General features: G+C 68.1%; 12 protein-coding genes. 4 read left to right on the forward strand and 8 right to left on the reverse strand.

The window, feature by feature from the left end; genetic code table 11:
- Positions 1-28: 28 nt before the first annotated feature.
- The 7 genes from EOINJALH_RS26205 to EOINJALH_RS26235 form a co-directional block, all read right to left on the reverse strand.
- On the reverse strand, positions 29-2,131 hold the full coding sequence (locus EOINJALH_RS26205; protein WP_088285779.1) for an NADPH-dependent 2,4-dienoyl-CoA reductase: 2,103 nt from the start codon (positions 2,129-2,131) through the stop codon (positions 29-31).
- 322 nt (positions 2,132-2,453) lie between these two features.
- Positions 2,454-3,155: a serine hydrolase domain-containing protein gene (locus EOINJALH_RS26210; RefSeq protein ID WP_088285743.1), complete on the reverse strand. Its 702-nt coding sequence runs from the start codon at positions 3,153-3,155 to the stop codon at positions 2,454-2,456.
- 381 nt (positions 3,156-3,536) lie between these two features.
- Positions 3,537-5,372: a serine hydrolase gene (locus tag EOINJALH_RS26215; protein WP_088285745.1), complete on the reverse strand. Its 1,836-nt coding sequence runs from the start codon at positions 5,370-5,372 to the stop codon at positions 3,537-3,539.
- 54 nt (positions 5,373-5,426) lie between these two features.
- Positions 5,427-5,969, reverse strand: coding sequence for a serine hydrolase domain-containing protein (locus EOINJALH_RS26220; protein WP_088285747.1), 543 nt, complete (start codon positions 5,967-5,969; stop codon positions 5,427-5,429).
- A gap of 27 nt (positions 5,970-5,996) precedes the next feature.
- Entirely contained in the window at positions 5,997-7,223 is a 1,227-nt protein-coding gene (locus EOINJALH_RS26225; RefSeq protein WP_088285749.1) for a serine hydrolase, read from the reverse strand.
- Between the two features lie 92 nt (positions 7,224-7,315).
- Entirely contained in the window at positions 7,316-8,026 is a 711-nt protein-coding gene (locus tag EOINJALH_RS26230; protein WP_088285781.1) for an alpha/beta fold hydrolase, read from the reverse strand.
- 146 nt (positions 8,027-8,172) lie between these two features.
- Positions 8,173-8,913: an alpha/beta fold hydrolase gene (locus EOINJALH_RS26235; RefSeq protein WP_158219904.1), complete on the reverse strand. Its 741-nt coding sequence runs from the start codon at positions 8,911-8,913 to the stop codon at positions 8,173-8,175.
- Positions 8,914-9,004: 91 nt separating this feature from the next.
- Between EOINJALH_RS26235 and EOINJALH_RS26240 the strand changes: the two genes are divergently transcribed.
- Positions 9,005-9,658: a response regulator transcription factor gene (locus tag EOINJALH_RS26240; protein ID WP_088285753.1), complete on the forward strand. Its 654-nt coding sequence runs from the start codon at positions 9,005-9,007 to the stop codon at positions 9,656-9,658.
- Positions 9,659-9,687: 29 nt separating this feature from the next.
- Positions 9,688-11,016: an ATP-binding protein gene (locus EOINJALH_RS26245; protein WP_144290177.1), complete on the forward strand. Its 1,329-nt coding sequence runs from the start codon at positions 9,688-9,690 to the stop codon at positions 11,014-11,016.
- Between the two features lie 303 nt (positions 11,017-11,319).
- On the opposite strand, the gene EOINJALH_RS26250 is transcribed toward EOINJALH_RS26245, so the two are convergent.
- A complete protein-coding gene (locus EOINJALH_RS26250) occupies positions 11,320-12,216 on the reverse strand; it encodes a helix-turn-helix domain-containing protein (protein WP_199873482.1) in 897 nt (298 codons plus the stop codon).
- Between the two features lie 77 nt (positions 12,217-12,293).
- Here EOINJALH_RS26250 and EOINJALH_RS26255 point away from each other — a divergent pair, with 77 nt between their 5' ends.
- Together EOINJALH_RS26255 and EOINJALH_RS26260 are read left to right on the forward strand one after the other, a co-directional pair.
- Complete coding sequence (locus EOINJALH_RS26255) at positions 12,294-13,388, forward strand: alpha/beta hydrolase (RefSeq protein WP_088285757.1); 1,095 nt, start codon at positions 12,294-12,296, stop codon at positions 13,386-13,388.
- A gap of 246 nt (positions 13,389-13,634) precedes the next feature.
- Positions 13,635-14,036, forward strand: a complete 402-nt coding sequence (locus tag EOINJALH_RS26260) for a DUF6463 family protein (protein ID WP_144290178.1) — start codon at positions 13,635-13,637, stop codon at positions 14,034-14,036.
- Positions 14,037-14,090 lie beyond the last annotated feature (54 nt).

Below are 14,090 nucleotides of genomic sequence, written 5' to 3' on the forward strand. Positions count from 1 at the left end.
GGCCGGACCGGCCTGACCGGCACGGCCGTCAGAGCCTGGCCCCCAGCCGCGTGCCCTGGTCGATGGCCCGCTTGGCATCGAGTTCGCCGGCCTCGAAGGCGCCACCGATCAGGTGCACCTCGATGCCGGCGGCCCGCAGCGGCGCCTGCAGCTCACGCAGCGGCTCCTGGCCGGCGCACAGCACGATGGTGTCCACCGTCAGCACGGTGCCGTCTCTGTGGTCCTTGCCGTACGAGATGAACAGGCCCACCGGGTCGTCGGCGTGGGCCGCGCCGCCCGAGCCGTCGACCGCGCCGATGCGCTCGTAGTTCACCCCGGCCAGCATCTGCACCTGCTTCATCTTCAACGCGGCGCGGTGGATCCAGCCGGTGGTCTTGCCCAGCGTGCCGCCATGCTTGCCGGGCTTGCGCTGCAGCAGCGTCACCTCGCGCACCGGCGGCTCCGGCTGCGGGCGCACCACGCCGCCACGCTGCGCCTGCGGGTCGGTCACGCCCCATTCGCGCAGCCAGGCCGCCAGGTCCATGGTGGTGGACGCGTGGCCCAGGTCGGTGCCGTTGGCCAGGAACTCGGCCACGTCGAAGCCGATGCCGCCGGCGCCGACGATGGCCACGCGCCGACCCACCGGCCGGCGGCCCAGCAGCACGTCGATGTAGCTCAGCACCTTGGAGTGGTCCTGGCCGGGGATCCTGGGGTCGCGCGGGGTCACGCCGGTGGCCAGCACCACCTCGTCGAAGGCGTGCGAGCGCAGCAGTTCGGCGTCCACCTGCGTCTGCAGCCGCATGCGCACGCCGGTGACCTGAAGGCGGCGGGCGTAGTAGCGCAGCGTCTCTTCGAACTCCTCCTTGCCCGGCACGCGCCTGGCCAGGTTGAACTGGCCGCCGATCTGCGCCGCCGCGTCGAACAGGTGCACCTCGTGGCCGCGCTCGGCCATCGTCGTCGCCGCGGCCAGCCCGGCGGGGCCGGCGCCGACAACCGCGATGCGCTTGCGCGTGCCGGCGGGGGCGATGACCAGTTCGGTCTCGTGGCAGGCGCGCGGGTTGACCAGGCAACTGCTCATGCGGTTGCGGAAGGTGTGGTCCAGGCAGGCCTGGTTGCAGGCGATGCAGGTGTTGATCTCGTCGCTGCGGCCCTGCGCCGCCTTGTTGACGAACTCGGCATCGGCCAGGAACGGCCGCGCCAGGCTCACCATGTCGGCATCGCCGCGCGCCAGCACCGCCTCGGCCACCTCGGGCATGTTCAGGCGGTTGCTGGTGACCACCGGTGTGGCGATGCCCTCGGCGCGCAGCGCATCGCGCAGCTTCTTCGTCACCCAGGTGAAGGCACCGCGCGGCACGCTGGTGGCGATGGTGGGCACGCGGGCCTCGTGCCAGCCGATGCCGGTGTTGAGGATCGTCGCGCCGGCCGCGCTGACGGCCCGGGCCAGTTCCAGCACCTCGGGCCATGAACTGCCGTCGGGGATCAGGTCGATCAGGCTGATGCGGTAGATGAGGATGAAGTCGGGCCCCACGGCCTCGCGCACACGCCGCACGATCTCCACCGCCAGGCGCATGCGGTTGGGGTAGCTGCCACCCCACTCGTCGTCGCGGTGGTTGGTGTGGGCGACGAGAAACTGGTTGATGAAGTAGCCCTCGCTGCCCATCACCTCGACACCGTCGTAGCCGGCCTCGCGCGCCAGCGCCGCGCAGCGCACGAAGGCGCGGATCTGGCGCTCGATGCCGCGGGCGCTCAAGGCCCGCGGCGTGAACGGCGAGATGGGGCTCTGGATGCGGCTGGGCGCCACGCAGAACGGCTGATACCCGTAGCGCCCGGTGTGCAGGATCTGCAGCGCGATCTTGCCGCCTTCGGCATGCACCGCCTCCGTCACCTGCCGGTGCCGACCGGCCGCGCCCGAGGTGGACAGTGTCCCGGCGAAGGGCTTGGCCCAGCCCTCGATGTTGGGGGCGAAGCCGCCGGTGACCATCAGCCCGACGCCGCCACGCGCGCGCTCGGCAAAGAAGGCCGCCATGCGCGGGAAGTGCTTGCGGCCATCCTCCAGCCCGGTGTGCATGCTGCCCATCAGCACCCGGTTCTTCAAGGTGGTGAAGCCCAGGTCCAGCGGCTGCAGCAGGTGCGGATAGAGGGTGGCGGTCATCAGCGCATCGTAGCGGCAGCGCCGCGCCGCAAAGCCGCCCACGGCGAACTGCCGTAGGGGGCCGAATTCGTTTCGTCGGCGCGTGAGCGCCGACAAGCACTCAATGACGCCTGCGTCACCGAGTCCTCGCAGGTCGCGCACAAGTTGCTGCGACAGGCCTACTTCCGTGCCAGTGCTGTCTCAGTGGCAGTGCGCAGCTCCATGTTGATCAGCCTGCAACATAGCCGCCGCTCGCCGGCACCAGCAGTCGGCCAGAAGCGGGCGTTCCACAAACCGGACACTCGTCCAGTCCAAAGACCTCGCCGCAGCGTGCAGTGATCCGTCAAAGGCACACGCCCAGGATTTCGCAGAGCGCGTCCAACGCGCCAGCCGTCAAGAAGCGCGACCGCAAGAACTTGTGTTCCCCGGGCAATGCGGCCCGCACGAGGGGCTCGACCAACTTCAGGCCGGCATCGCTGTTGGTCAGCAGGACCAGGCCATTGCCCGATCCAGGCATGGCCAGCGCGAACGCGCGGTAGCCCGGGTTATTGCCCCATTGCCAGAGCTGCGCGCCATCTGCCGCCTGTTCCAGGCCCCAGCCCAATCCCCAACGCAGGTTCAAGCGCGTGTCGACGTCAACCGGTGAGTCGGCGGTCTCCGCCAGCAGGGCCGGGTCGCGCAGCAATGCGATGAGGAAGCGAGCGTAGTCGTCAACGGTGGTGTAAAGGCTGAACGCCGCCACCGGCTGCTGCAAGGGAACCACCTTGCGCGGCGACCCTTTGGCCTTGGTGCCTGGCAGCAAGTGCTCGCCGATCTGTGGCGTCCAGCGGCAGCTGCTGCGGCCCATGCCCAGCGGGGTGAAGACCAGTTCTTGCATGACTTCGTCCAGCGGCCGGCGCATCACGGCTTCGACGGCCCGCTGCAGCAGAACGTAACCTTCTCCGGAATAGGCCCAGCGAGTGCCCGGTGTGCCTTCGAAGCGCAGCGGCCCCGATGCCCAGTTGGGCAGCCCGGCCGTGTGCTGCAACAGCATGCGCACGGTCACGGCGCCCAGCAGCGGGTCGGTGACGTCGTCGGTCTTGCCAGCCTGCGTATTCCGGATCTAGAGCGCCAAGCGTTCCGATTGAAAACCGACACCAACTCCTTTTCAAACCCGCCGCCCATTCCGATCCGATTCCGCAACCCCCACAGCACCGCAGGCAACGCGGTATGCCGTGGATCACTTGCACAGGCCTGCGCGCCTCGGTCGGCATGCCGCGACAAGGCACCGTTCTTGGGAAGGTGTAAGCGCGAGCCAGCCATCTTCTTCGACAGGACCTTCCGGCGGGGCGGTGCAGGCCCAAACCGGCTGACAAATTCGTCGAAGGCCTTCGCGGGGTACTACGACGAGGTCGCTCCTATGGCCGACCGAGATGCTCCGAGCCCCCTAATCGCCGACACGGTCGAAGGTCCAACCTGAGAAGCGCACGCGTGGCGTCTCGCCGTTGCGATCTTCAATCTGCACCATGGCACCCACATCGGCCAGCGGGCCGACCGCACGCGCGGCTGTCTGCGAGATCGGCTGCAACAGCGCCACCTGTGCTCCTCCGCCAAAGGCCCGGTGCATCTTGTACTGCACCCAAAGTCGGCCCTCGGACTGGAACACACGTACCTCGTTCGCCGTGGACAGTGACGCCGTCTCTCCTTCTGCCAGCCGTGGCTTGTAACTGCCTGTCCAGCGTGCCACGTACGACGGCAGCGAAGCCGGGGGCAGCTTCTCGCCAGCCACTATGCGCTCGTCGTCCAGCACTGCGATCAGCACCTGCCGTCCTTGGACTTGTCGGCATTCGAAACCCATTTTCGACAGCGTTCCGAGCTCGATCGGCAGCAGACCGGCCAGGCGGTATCGCAGCCCGAAGCGACCGGCTTCGCCTTCGAGCAGTTCGAGTCGGCGTCCGCCGGCAAGCGCGATCATGTGCTGGCCATCGGGCACAAGTGAGACAGGGCCGGCCAGGGTCATGTAGTCGCCTGCGCAGGTCGTGCGCACGGCTAGCCACTGCTCGGGCGGCCAGGCTCGCGCCGCCGGCGTGAAGCCGGGTACGTGGACCGTCTGCCGGATGCCCGTGCGCGCCTCCAGAAGCAGCGCGAGCGCGCGCTGCGCGATGCGGTTGACCGAGTTGCCGGCGGCGCCATCGTTCGAAGCGACAACCACCCCGATCTTGTGCTGCGGCAGCATCATCAGCTGGCTGCGGAAGTACATGGTCGCGCCGCCGTGGTGGGCCACCGGCCCGCCTCCGCGAACGGTGTCGGTGCCGAATGTCGTCAGCATCCAGCCCAGGCCGATTCGCATATCGGCATCCAGCGGCACGTCGGCGTTCTGGCGTTCGAGCATCGCCGCCTGCTGTTCTGCCGGCAGCACAACCTCGCCCACTGCATTGCGCCCGTTGGCGAACTGCATCATCAGAAAACGGCCGAGATCGGTGACGCTGGCATTGAGCCCGCCCGCCGGCACGTCACGCAAGGCTGGCTCGCGCTGCGGTTTGCCCTGGTAGTGGCCACGTGCCATCCCGTCTACGTCGGGCACAGCGGCACTGAACTGCGCGTTGCGCAGGCCAAGCGGTGTGAACACTGTCCGGTGCAGGCGCTGCTCGAACGGTTCGCCGGAGCCGGCCTCGATCATCGCGCCGACCAGGTCGAGGCCGACGTTTGAATACATCAGCATCTGCCCGGGGGGAGCGTCGACCTGGCTATCGGCCAGTGAATGAAGCATCGCGCGAAAGTCGTGCGATGGCGAAGGAGCCTCCTGCAGCCACATGCCACCGGCCATGTCGCGGGGAAGGCCGGCATGGTGCGTCATCAACTGTCGCAGCGTGATGTCCCCCGCCTGCGGCCAGGCGCTGCCGATACGAAACCATGGCAGCGTGCGCTGCACGGGAGCGTCCAGATCCAGCGCCCCTTGCGCAACGAGTTGCATTGCAGCGGTGTCGGTGAACAGCTTGCTGATCGAGCCGACGCGGTACCGCGTTTGGGGCGTGGCAGGCACCTGCGCGGAAGCATCAGCCCAACCGAAACCGCTGGCCCAGACAATGCGCTGGTCATCCACCAGTGCAATGCTCAACCCGGCGAGACTCTGCTGCGCGAGTTCGTGCGCGATGTATGTGCCAAGCTGCCGTTGGACTCCATCGAGATCGTCGCGCGGCACCGGCTCCGGACGGGGAGGCGCGCTGGCGCAGGCAGCAAGAAGCACGGACAGGGCGAGCGCTGCGGCGAAATTTCGTGGCATGGGGCTTCTAAAGGGTGCGGTGTTATGGATTGTGGCAACACAACGTGGAAGCCTCTAACCCTTAGACGTCAGGTCTCGCCAACAGGGTTGCGTTGGACTGCCGACTGCATAGGGCGGGATGGCGGAATCGGATCGGAATGGGTGGCGCGTTTGAACTGGAATACGTGGTGCCATCAATCGGAATGCGCAAGCCGGCCCTTGGTGCAGCGGATCGAAGGCATGCCGATAGCCTCGCGGCAGGTACTGCAGGACCGGTGCGTCCAGCGCCAGGTGGCCCTGTTGCACCAGCTTCAGCACGGCAAAGGCGAACACCGGTTTGCTCAGTGACGCGGCCTGGAACACGCTGTCAGGCCGCACCTGCAGCACAGGATCGCAGCCGGACGCGGTCGTGACCGACTGCAGTTCGCGCTGCTGGATGACTGCCACCGCGGCGCCGCAGACATGATGTTGCTGCGCCAGATGCTCAAGCCGTCCCGCCGCGGCGGCCGGTGCAAGGCCGGCGTCGGGCGGCGAGGCGCAGGACGCCATCAGCATCAGCGCCGCGAGCCAGGCACGGCGGCCGAAACCCTGCACGGCGAAAGTCAGGTATCGAGACATGCCGGCAGCCTAACGGACGCCACGCGCTCAAAGCGCAATCGACTGCTGCTTCAACACCTCGGCCAGTGCCTGGTCGATGCGTCCCAGGACCCAGCTGGTGCCGTCCTCGGCGAAGTGGCCCGTGTTGCTCAGGCCGAACACGGCGAACTCGCCGGCCCGGTCTACCACCACCTCGGCCATGAAGCCGGGCTCGTGGCCGGTGTGGGTCAGCAGCATCCGCTTGGGCGTGGCCATGGCCTGCCAGCCCCAGAGGTAGCGGCCGTCAGGCGCCGCGCGCAGGTCGTCCACATAGGCCTGCGGCAGCGGCGTGGGCTCGCCTCGCAGCGCCCGCACGTGCCAGCGCAGCCAGTGGGCATAGGCCTCGCCGGTGCAGGCCCAGTTGCCGGCAGGGCCGATGATGTCCAGCCAGTCCTTGGTGGCCAGCGCTTCCTCGCTGGCCACGACCACGGCCAGGGCGCCTGCCGCGCCTTCGTGCCCCCACACGATGTCGGCCGGGCCGGGCACCATCGAGCGCCACACGCCTTGCAGCGCCAGAGGCTGCACCAGCACTTCGTCGAACACCGTCTCGAACGCCTTGCCGGTGCGTGCCTCGACGATCGCGGCCGCCAGGATGTAGCCGGCGTTCGAATAGTTGAAGTCGCGCCCCGGCGCCACACCGACCGCCGGCGCCTGGGCCAGCAACCAGCGCGCGAAGTAAGCGCGGCGGCCGGCCAGCGTGGTTGGCAGCGGGCCGGTGTCGGCTTCAACAGCCGTGATGAAGGCCACCTCGTCCTCGCCGCTTCCGTTGAAGGCGGGCAGGCCGGCGCGGTGGTTCAGCAGGTCGGCCAGGGTCACCTGCGCGTAGGCGGGGTGGATGTCGGCGGCCCACTCGGCAAAGGCTTGCGGCAGCGTCAGCTGCAGCGCCGGGCCGCCGCGCTCTGCCAGCGCCAGGATGGCGGCGCTGGTCATGGCCTTGGTGTTGGAGCCGATGGCCAGGCGGTCCTGCAGGTCCAGCGGCGCGCCCTGGCCCATGCGGCGCTTGCCGGCCACGGCCACGCTGCGGGTCTGCAGCGTCACCTGGCCGAGCAACAGGCCCACCAGGCCATCGGCCACGCCAGTGTTGGCCTGGGTCTGAAGCACGGCCGTGGTCTCTTCCTGCTCCGACTCATCGGATCCGCCGCCGCATGCGGCCAAGCCCAGGGCGAGCCCGCTGGTGAGGATCAGCTGCAGCACCGAACGGCGGTGCAGGGGGGAAGAAGTGGCGTTGCGTGACATGAAAGGTCCACAGAGTTGCGATGCCCGGCAGTGTGCGAGGCGGCACCCAAAGAGAGGCCAAAGTCCGCGCTTGCCACGCCCCCCCCCGCAGTTCAGCGCTTTGGCGTCACGGCTGCCGTCACCAGCAATTGCTCCACTGCCTGCAGCACGCTCTGGGGCGCGTCGTGATGGAGGTAGTGCCCCGAGTTGGGGATGGTCTCGGCCGTCGCTACCAGGCGTTGCCGCCAGTCCTGGCGCAGTTGCGACAACGTGCGCTGGTAGTCGGCCGTCTCCAGCGGCCCGAAGCGGCCCGAAAACAGCAATCTCGCGGGCACCGCGGGCGGCCACGGCGGCAGCGTGTTCAAGCATTGCGCCTGGGCATCGAACTCGGCGCGCATGGTGGCGGTGAACACCGTGTCGCGCAGGCCGCTCAACAGCGCGGCGGTCTTGGGTGTCTCGCGCTGCAGCGTGGCCAAGTGCTCGGGGTGGGTGGGGTCCAGCAGAAGCACGCCTGCGGTTTCTGCCGGGTACAACCGTGCAAAGGCCACCTGGTACAGCCCGCCCAGCGAATGGCCCACCAGAAGATACGGTGGCGGCACCTTGGCGTCGCGCAGCGCCGCGTGCAGTTCGCGGGCCACCTGGCAGGGATCTCGCGGCACGGTAGTCGACGGGCTGTCGCCGTAGCCCGGACGGTCCAGCGCGAAGACGCGGTGCCGCGCCGTCAGCTGCTGCCAGACGGTGTGCCAGGTCGTGCGGCCGTCGCCCAGACCGCTTTGCAGCACGACGACGGGCGCCTTCTCCGGGCCGCCCAGCGCGTACGCCATGGTGCCGGAAGACGCCGACGTGGTGCCATGGCGCGGAACCTGCGCGCAAGCGGTCAGCAGGAGCGCGCCGACAAGCGCGGCCATCCAACGGCAGCGCGACTTCGATAGAGCAAGATGAAGGTGCATGAGGATCGATGGTTGAGGTTTCAGACGCGGGGCTGCGAGCTTGCCGCACGGGCCAGGTCGGAAATGGCTTGAGCCACCAGGGCCGGCTCCGAGAGCTGCGGGAAGTGGCCGCTGCGATGAGCAAGCACGTGTGACCCCGGCGGCGACAGTTCGACCAGTGCGCGCTGGTGCCGGCAGCGGGCAGCCCGCTGCGCGCCGGGTGTCAACCATGCCAGGGCCGGCCGCATGCCGGTGACGACGGCCAGTGGCACCCGCGGGAACGGCGGCAAGCCCGCCAGCTGCGCCGCGCTGGTCCGCGCGTGAACGACCTCGCTGTGCGGCTGGGGTGGCCACCAGCGGTCGACCAGAGCCTGCAGGCCGCGCTGCAGCGGTGATGCATGTTCGGCCATGGCTGCCATATCCTGCGGTGCGGTGGCTTCCAACAGCACCACCGCTGCGATGTGTGCCGGATGGCTGCGCGCAAAGTGCAAGGCATGCAGGCCGCCCAGCGAATGCCCCACCAGCACATACGGCCCGGGTATCGCCAGCGCTGCGAGCAACGCAAGGAGTTGTCGTGTCACGGTCTCCGAGGTCTGGTCCACGTGGGGCGGATCGCTGGCGCCAATGCCAGGCCGGTTCCACGCGACCACCGTGCCCAGCTTGGTCAGGGGTACCCACACACGCATCCAGCCGTCCAGTGGACCACCGGCACCATTGATGAGCACGATGGTCGGTCCCGGCCGGCGTGCGTATTGCACCTCGACCCGTCGGCCATCGAGCATGAGAACTTCGGTGCTTGGGCTTGGCATTCCCCACAGTGTCGCGTCTGGCAGCTTTGGCTTTCCCAAAGGTCGGGGCGCTACAGTGAATGCCATGCACATCCTGCTGGTCGAAGACGACCTCGATCTGGGCCCCGCGCTGCTGGCCGCCTTGAAGGCCGAGGGCATGAGCGCGCAATGGGTGCGGCGCGCCGCCGACGCCCGCGCTGCGCTCGGGCCCGAGGTGGACCTGGTGCTGCTGGATCGCGCCCTGGCCGGCCAGGAAGGGCTGGACCTGTTGCGCCACTGGCGAGTGAAGCGCATCACGACACCGGTCATCGTCATCACCGCACGGTCCGCGTTGACGGATCGGCTCGAAGGCCTGGACGAAGGGGCCGATGACTACCTCGTCAAGCCCTTCGAGATCCCCGAGCTGCTGTCGCGCGTGCGGGCCGTGCACCGCCGCCACCGGCAGCAGGCCAGCGAGCTGTGGGAACTGGGTGAGCTGACCGTGTCGCCGCGCTCGCACCAGGCATGGCTGAACGGCGAGTTGCTGGCCTTGTCAGCGCGCGAGTTCCAGCTGCTGCTGGCCCTGGCCAAGGACACCAGCACGGTGGTCCCCAAGCAGGTGCTGGGGCAGTTGCTGGAGCCGCTGGGTGACCCGGTGGACGCTGCCACCATCGAAGTGCACCTGTCCAACCTGCGCCGCAAGATCGGCGCCGAGCGCATCCGCACCGTGCGCGGCGTGGGCTACCAGCTCAGGCCATGAGGAGGCAGGCGTCGCTGCAAGGGCGGCTGGTGCGCGTGCTGCTCCTGGCGCTGGTGATGATCGCCGCCGTACTGGTGGGCCTGGACTACCTGGCGTTCAGGGCCGGTGTCTCCGATCGTGTGGCCCAACGCTCTGCGACCGAGGCCTTGGGCGAGGCGCTGGCTGACGTGGACGAACCCGTCGCCGCAGCTATCGTGCGGGCCACCGAACATCAGTTCAACCGAACTCGGCGTGACTCCGGCTTGCCCGGCATCGAAGACCTGGCCTTCGTGCTGCAGACGCGCGACGGGCGGCAGGTCTATGCCTCGCCGGCCTTGCGGGGCCAGGCGGAGTTGACGCCACTGCAGGCGCGGCAAGAAGTCATCCAGCTGCGCGGGCGCGGCTACTGGCCCTGGCTGCACGAAACCCCACGCTGGCGCGTCATCCTCCTCGAACCGGTGGTGCAGGACAGCCTCGTGTTGCGGTGGCTGGGCGGTGGGCTGCTGCCGTCCCTCCTGGTGGCCATTCCACTGCTGATGCTGCCGCTGTGGTGGGCAGTTCGCACCGGGCTGGCGCCTCTGCGCCACCTGGTCTCGGCTCTGGCCCAGCGGGATGCCGCCACGCTGACGCCTCTGCAACTCGACCTGCGCCATGCCGAGCTTCAGCCCATCGTGGGCGCCATCGACGGCTTGTTGGCGCGCGCACGCCTGCATCTGGAGCACGAGCGCGCATTGACGCACAACACAGCGCACGAATTGCGCACCCCGCTGGCGGTGGTCGTGGCCCAGGCTCATGCGCTGGCCACCGCGCCTGATGCCGCAGCGGCCGAGACTGCACGGCAGGGCATAGAGCGCGGCGTGCAACGCACATCGCATCTGGTGGAGCAATTGCTGACGCTGGCCGGACTGGAGTCCCCGGGCGCGCCGCGAGTCACCGAGCCCATCGACCTGGTGGCGCTGTGCCGCCAGCACCTGATCGACCTCACACCCCTGGCAGATGCCCGCGGCATCGAGATGGCCCTGGTGTCGCCGGACCACTGCCGCGCCACCGTGGTTGTGCCGGCCCTGCACTCCATCCTCGACAATCTGCTGCGAAATGCTCTGAACCACTGCCCGCCGGGTTCGCAGGTGGAGTTGCAGCTCACGCGGCGGGACGGTCAAGTTCGGCTCGAGGTGCAGGACAACGGACCGGGCATGCCGGCCGAGGAGCGCACACATGCGTTCGAGCGCTTCTACCGAGGACAGGGGGCCGGCCCCGGCTCTGGCTTGGGGCTGGCGATCGTGAATGAGGCTGCCCGGCTGCTGGGCGCACGGGTGTCCCTGGCTGCGAGAGACGGGGGGTCCGGCCTTCGAGTGACCGTCGAGTGGCGCGATGGCTAACCGTTGATTCGGCGGATGACTGCTCCGGCTTCTTGGGGAGACCGCAATGGGTCGTGCGCCACCTCACGCGGCTTCGATCCGTCAACCCTAGAGCGGCCGTTCAAGTTGGCTAGCAGCACAGCGGACATTCGCGAAGACCCGGACTCGGCCATTATGGAGAGCTCACCATAATGGCCGGGTCCGTGAGATCACGAACGGCCGCTTCGGAGAAGCCAAACAAGAAAAGCGATCTCTCGCCGTCCGGCTGCTTTGGAGCAATCCGGCGGGCAGCTCTGGGTCGCGTACCGTCGCGACCATGGCCACTTAGCCAGGCGCATGGCCCGCTGCGTCGTGCAAGTGTTCGCTCAACAGGCGGTAGAACCAGAACGCCTCGTGGGTTCTCATCAATTCGCCAAGCTGGCCAGGCGGAAGCCCGGTCACCCTTCGCACCTCGCGACCCAGGTGGGACTGATCTGCAAACCCCGCCTCGGCGGCCACCAATGCCAGGTCCGGTGCGGTGCCTCCGGCCTGGGCTTGCGCCGTCGCGTGGACCATGGCCCGCTCCGTGCGCACGTACAGCTGCAAGTCCCGGTGACTCTGTCCCGTCCAGTCCTTGAAGCGGCGTTGCGCCTGCCGTAGGCCGGCACCCGGCCTCGTAAATGCAGCGCGCACGACCAGCGATTGCACCCACCCGCGCAGGGTTGGCAGGGCGTGACCACCCTGTGCACCCTGCCACAGCGGCTGCAATGTCGCCTCCAGTTGATGAAACGCGTTGCGCGCGTCGGACTGGCCGATCTGAAGGAACCTGCTCAACAAGGCACCGCCCATGAGGTCCTGCAACGGCACGATCTTGTCCAGGTGGGGCTCCAGGCTGATGCCCAGCAGCCTGGACAAGGCGTCTGAATGGAAGGCCACGGACAGCGCGTGCACCGGCCCCGGCGACCAGCTGGCCGACGGCTTGCGCTGCGGTCCAGAAAACACCACACGTGGCAGCGCAGGCGCCAACGCCGGAGGCGCTGACACCGACGGCGGCTCCACCACCATGTGCAGTTCGCCTTCGAAGATCCACGACACCATGGGCAATGGCGTGGCCGGGTAGTGGTTGAAGCGCTGAGCATCCGTCAAGGACCGGCCCCGGGTGTCGCGTTCAACGGCCATGTAGATGCAGGCACCGAGCGCGGGACGTGGAAGGTGCAGGCGGGCGCTGATGGGCAGGTTCACGTGCGATGTCGGTTCCGTTCTAGACCGGCCGATTGTGGCCAAGGACACTGCAGGTCGTTCGCTCTGCCCGACTCCGCATGCCCAAGACCATCCTGCAGGGACGCTTGTCCCACCAACTGCGCAGCCTGGCCACCCTGTTAGGCACCACCGCCACGGTGCTGGCCCGTCGTTGCATCGGCAGGCCGCTGGTGCCGCAGTGGAGCGCAGCGTTCGAGATCGGAACCCTGTTCTATCGGCGCCAGTTCGTCCATGCCCTCGCGCTGCCCGACATCGCCGACAGCCGAGCCTACTTCGACAGCCTGTACACCGTGGTCGTGGCGAACCCCCAGGTCGACGTGCGCCCCAGCGCCGCGGGCCAGCCGCGTGGCGACTGGTTCATCCCGCGGGGCCACGACAGCGCGCTGACGCTGCTGTACTTCCATGGCGGCGGCTATGCGTTCTATGGCGCGGTGTCCCGGCATTTCATCGCCATGCTGGCGCAGATGCTCCAAGTGCCGATCTTCGCGCCCGACTATCGGCTGACACCCGAGCACCCGCATCCGGCACAAATTGACGATGGCCTGGCGGCCTACCAGCATCTGCTGGATGCCGGCATCGACCACAAACGCCTGGTGGTGGGTGGCGACTCGGCCGGCGGCCACCTGGCCTTGATGCTTCTGGCGAATCTGCCCGCGGTGGGCCTGCCCCAGCCCGCGCTGGCCATTGCGCTCAGTCCCTGGACCGACATCGGCCGACGCGGTGAAAGCCAGTTCGGCAACGACCGCTACGACATGGTCCAGGGCTATCAGACCCTGCAGTACGGTGCGTGGCTGAAGGCCGGCACGAACTGCAGCGACGCCGATCTCTCGCCCACGCACCAGCGCTACCGCGATGCGGCCCCGGTCTACCTTCAGGCCGGTGGCAAGGAGATTCTGGTGGACATGATCCGCGACTTCGCAGGCAGCTTGCAGCAGCAGGGGGCGCGCGTTCGGCTGGACGTCTGGCCGGACATGACCCACGAGTTCCATGCCTACGGCCACACGCTGCCGCAGAGCCGGCAGGCTATCGACCTGCTTCGTGCGGCCATGGCCTGGGCGACCGGCGCCGGCGGCAGCAACTTTGCGAGCTGTGCGCAAACGGAGATCGACGACCTGCGCGTTGGGCCTGGCGGGGCCGCCATGCCAGACCAATGAACAAACCCCTCGTCATGCTGCTGACGTTCGGAACCGGCGGCGATTTGCAGCCATTCCTGATGCTTGCGGCAGGCCGTTTATGCAAGTCACCTCCGAGCGTGGAGTACGCCACATGGCTGCCGACGAAGGGGTAGCCCGCATGAGCAGTCAAGGTGGCGCCGCTGGACGCTCACGAGCGGCCAGAATGTGTGCATTGGCCTCCCGACTTCTTCGATTGACATGCGAGCCATTCCTCTGAAAGCATCCATGACCCCGCCTTCACCAGCGTCGATCCCATTGACAAGCAGTTTGCTCGCCGTGGTCTCATCGTGGGCGCTTGTGACTCTCGGCGTGGCCCATATCGCATTCGGTATCGTCAAGTACAGGGCGACGTTGCGCGATGCGGTGGTTGCGGGATTCGTCGGCAGGTTTGCCGAACCCGAACCGCGACGCACGGCGTTCTGGTTCGTGCTGTTCGGCCTTCCGCTTCTTTTGGCCGGGCATGTCGCGGTACGGGCTGCAGGCCGTGCCGACAATGAACTGCTCGGGCTCATTGGTGGCTACGTGTTCGCGACCTCGTTGATTGGTGTTGCCGCATTCCCAAGGTCACCGTTTCCAGCGTCACTCATCGTCTCTGTGTTGCTGATCTTGGCCGGCCGCGGTTTTTGAGTGCAAATGCCCGCCGGCACGGCGTTGGCCAAGCCTGGGCTGGGCTGGGCTGGG

It is taken from the genome of Ideonella sp. A 288 (assembly GCF_002198735.1).
GTDB lineage: Bacteria > Pseudomonadota > Gammaproteobacteria > Burkholderiales > Burkholderiaceae_C > Pseudaquabacterium.

Coding starts and splice junctions, on each gene's coding strand:
- EOINJALH_RS26205 (WP_088285779.1), bottom strand. CDS start 2,131: ATGACCGCCACCCTCTATCCGCACCTGCTGCAGCCGCTGGACCTGGGC.
- EOINJALH_RS26215 (WP_088285745.1), bottom strand. CDS start 5,372: ATGCCACGAAATTTCGCCGCAGCGCTCGCCCTGTCCGTGCTTCTTGCT.
- EOINJALH_RS26220 (WP_088285747.1), bottom strand. CDS start 5,969: ATGTCTCGATACCTGACTTTCGCCGTGCAGGGTTTCGGCCGCCGTGCC.
- EOINJALH_RS26225 (WP_088285749.1), bottom strand. CDS start 7,223: ATGTCACGCAACGCCACTTCTTCCCCCCTGCACCGCCGTTCGGTGCTG.
- EOINJALH_RS26230 (WP_088285781.1), bottom strand. CDS start 8,026: ATGGCGTACGCGCTGGGCGGCCCGGAGAAGGCGCCCGTCGTCGTGCTG.
- EOINJALH_RS26235 (WP_158219904.1), bottom strand. CDS start 8,913: ATGCTCGATGGCCGACGGGTCGAGGTGCAATACGCACGCCGGCCGGGA.
- EOINJALH_RS26240 (WP_088285753.1), top strand. CDS start 9,005: ATGCACATCCTGCTGGTCGAAGACGACCTCGATCTGGGCCCCGCGCTG.
- EOINJALH_RS26255 (WP_088285757.1), top strand. CDS start 12,294: ATGCCCAAGACCATCCTGCAGGGACGCTTGTCCCACCAACTGCGCAGC.
- EOINJALH_RS26260 (WP_144290178.1), top strand. CDS start 13,635: ATGACCCCGCCTTCACCAGCGTCGATCCCATTGACAAGCAGTTTGCTC.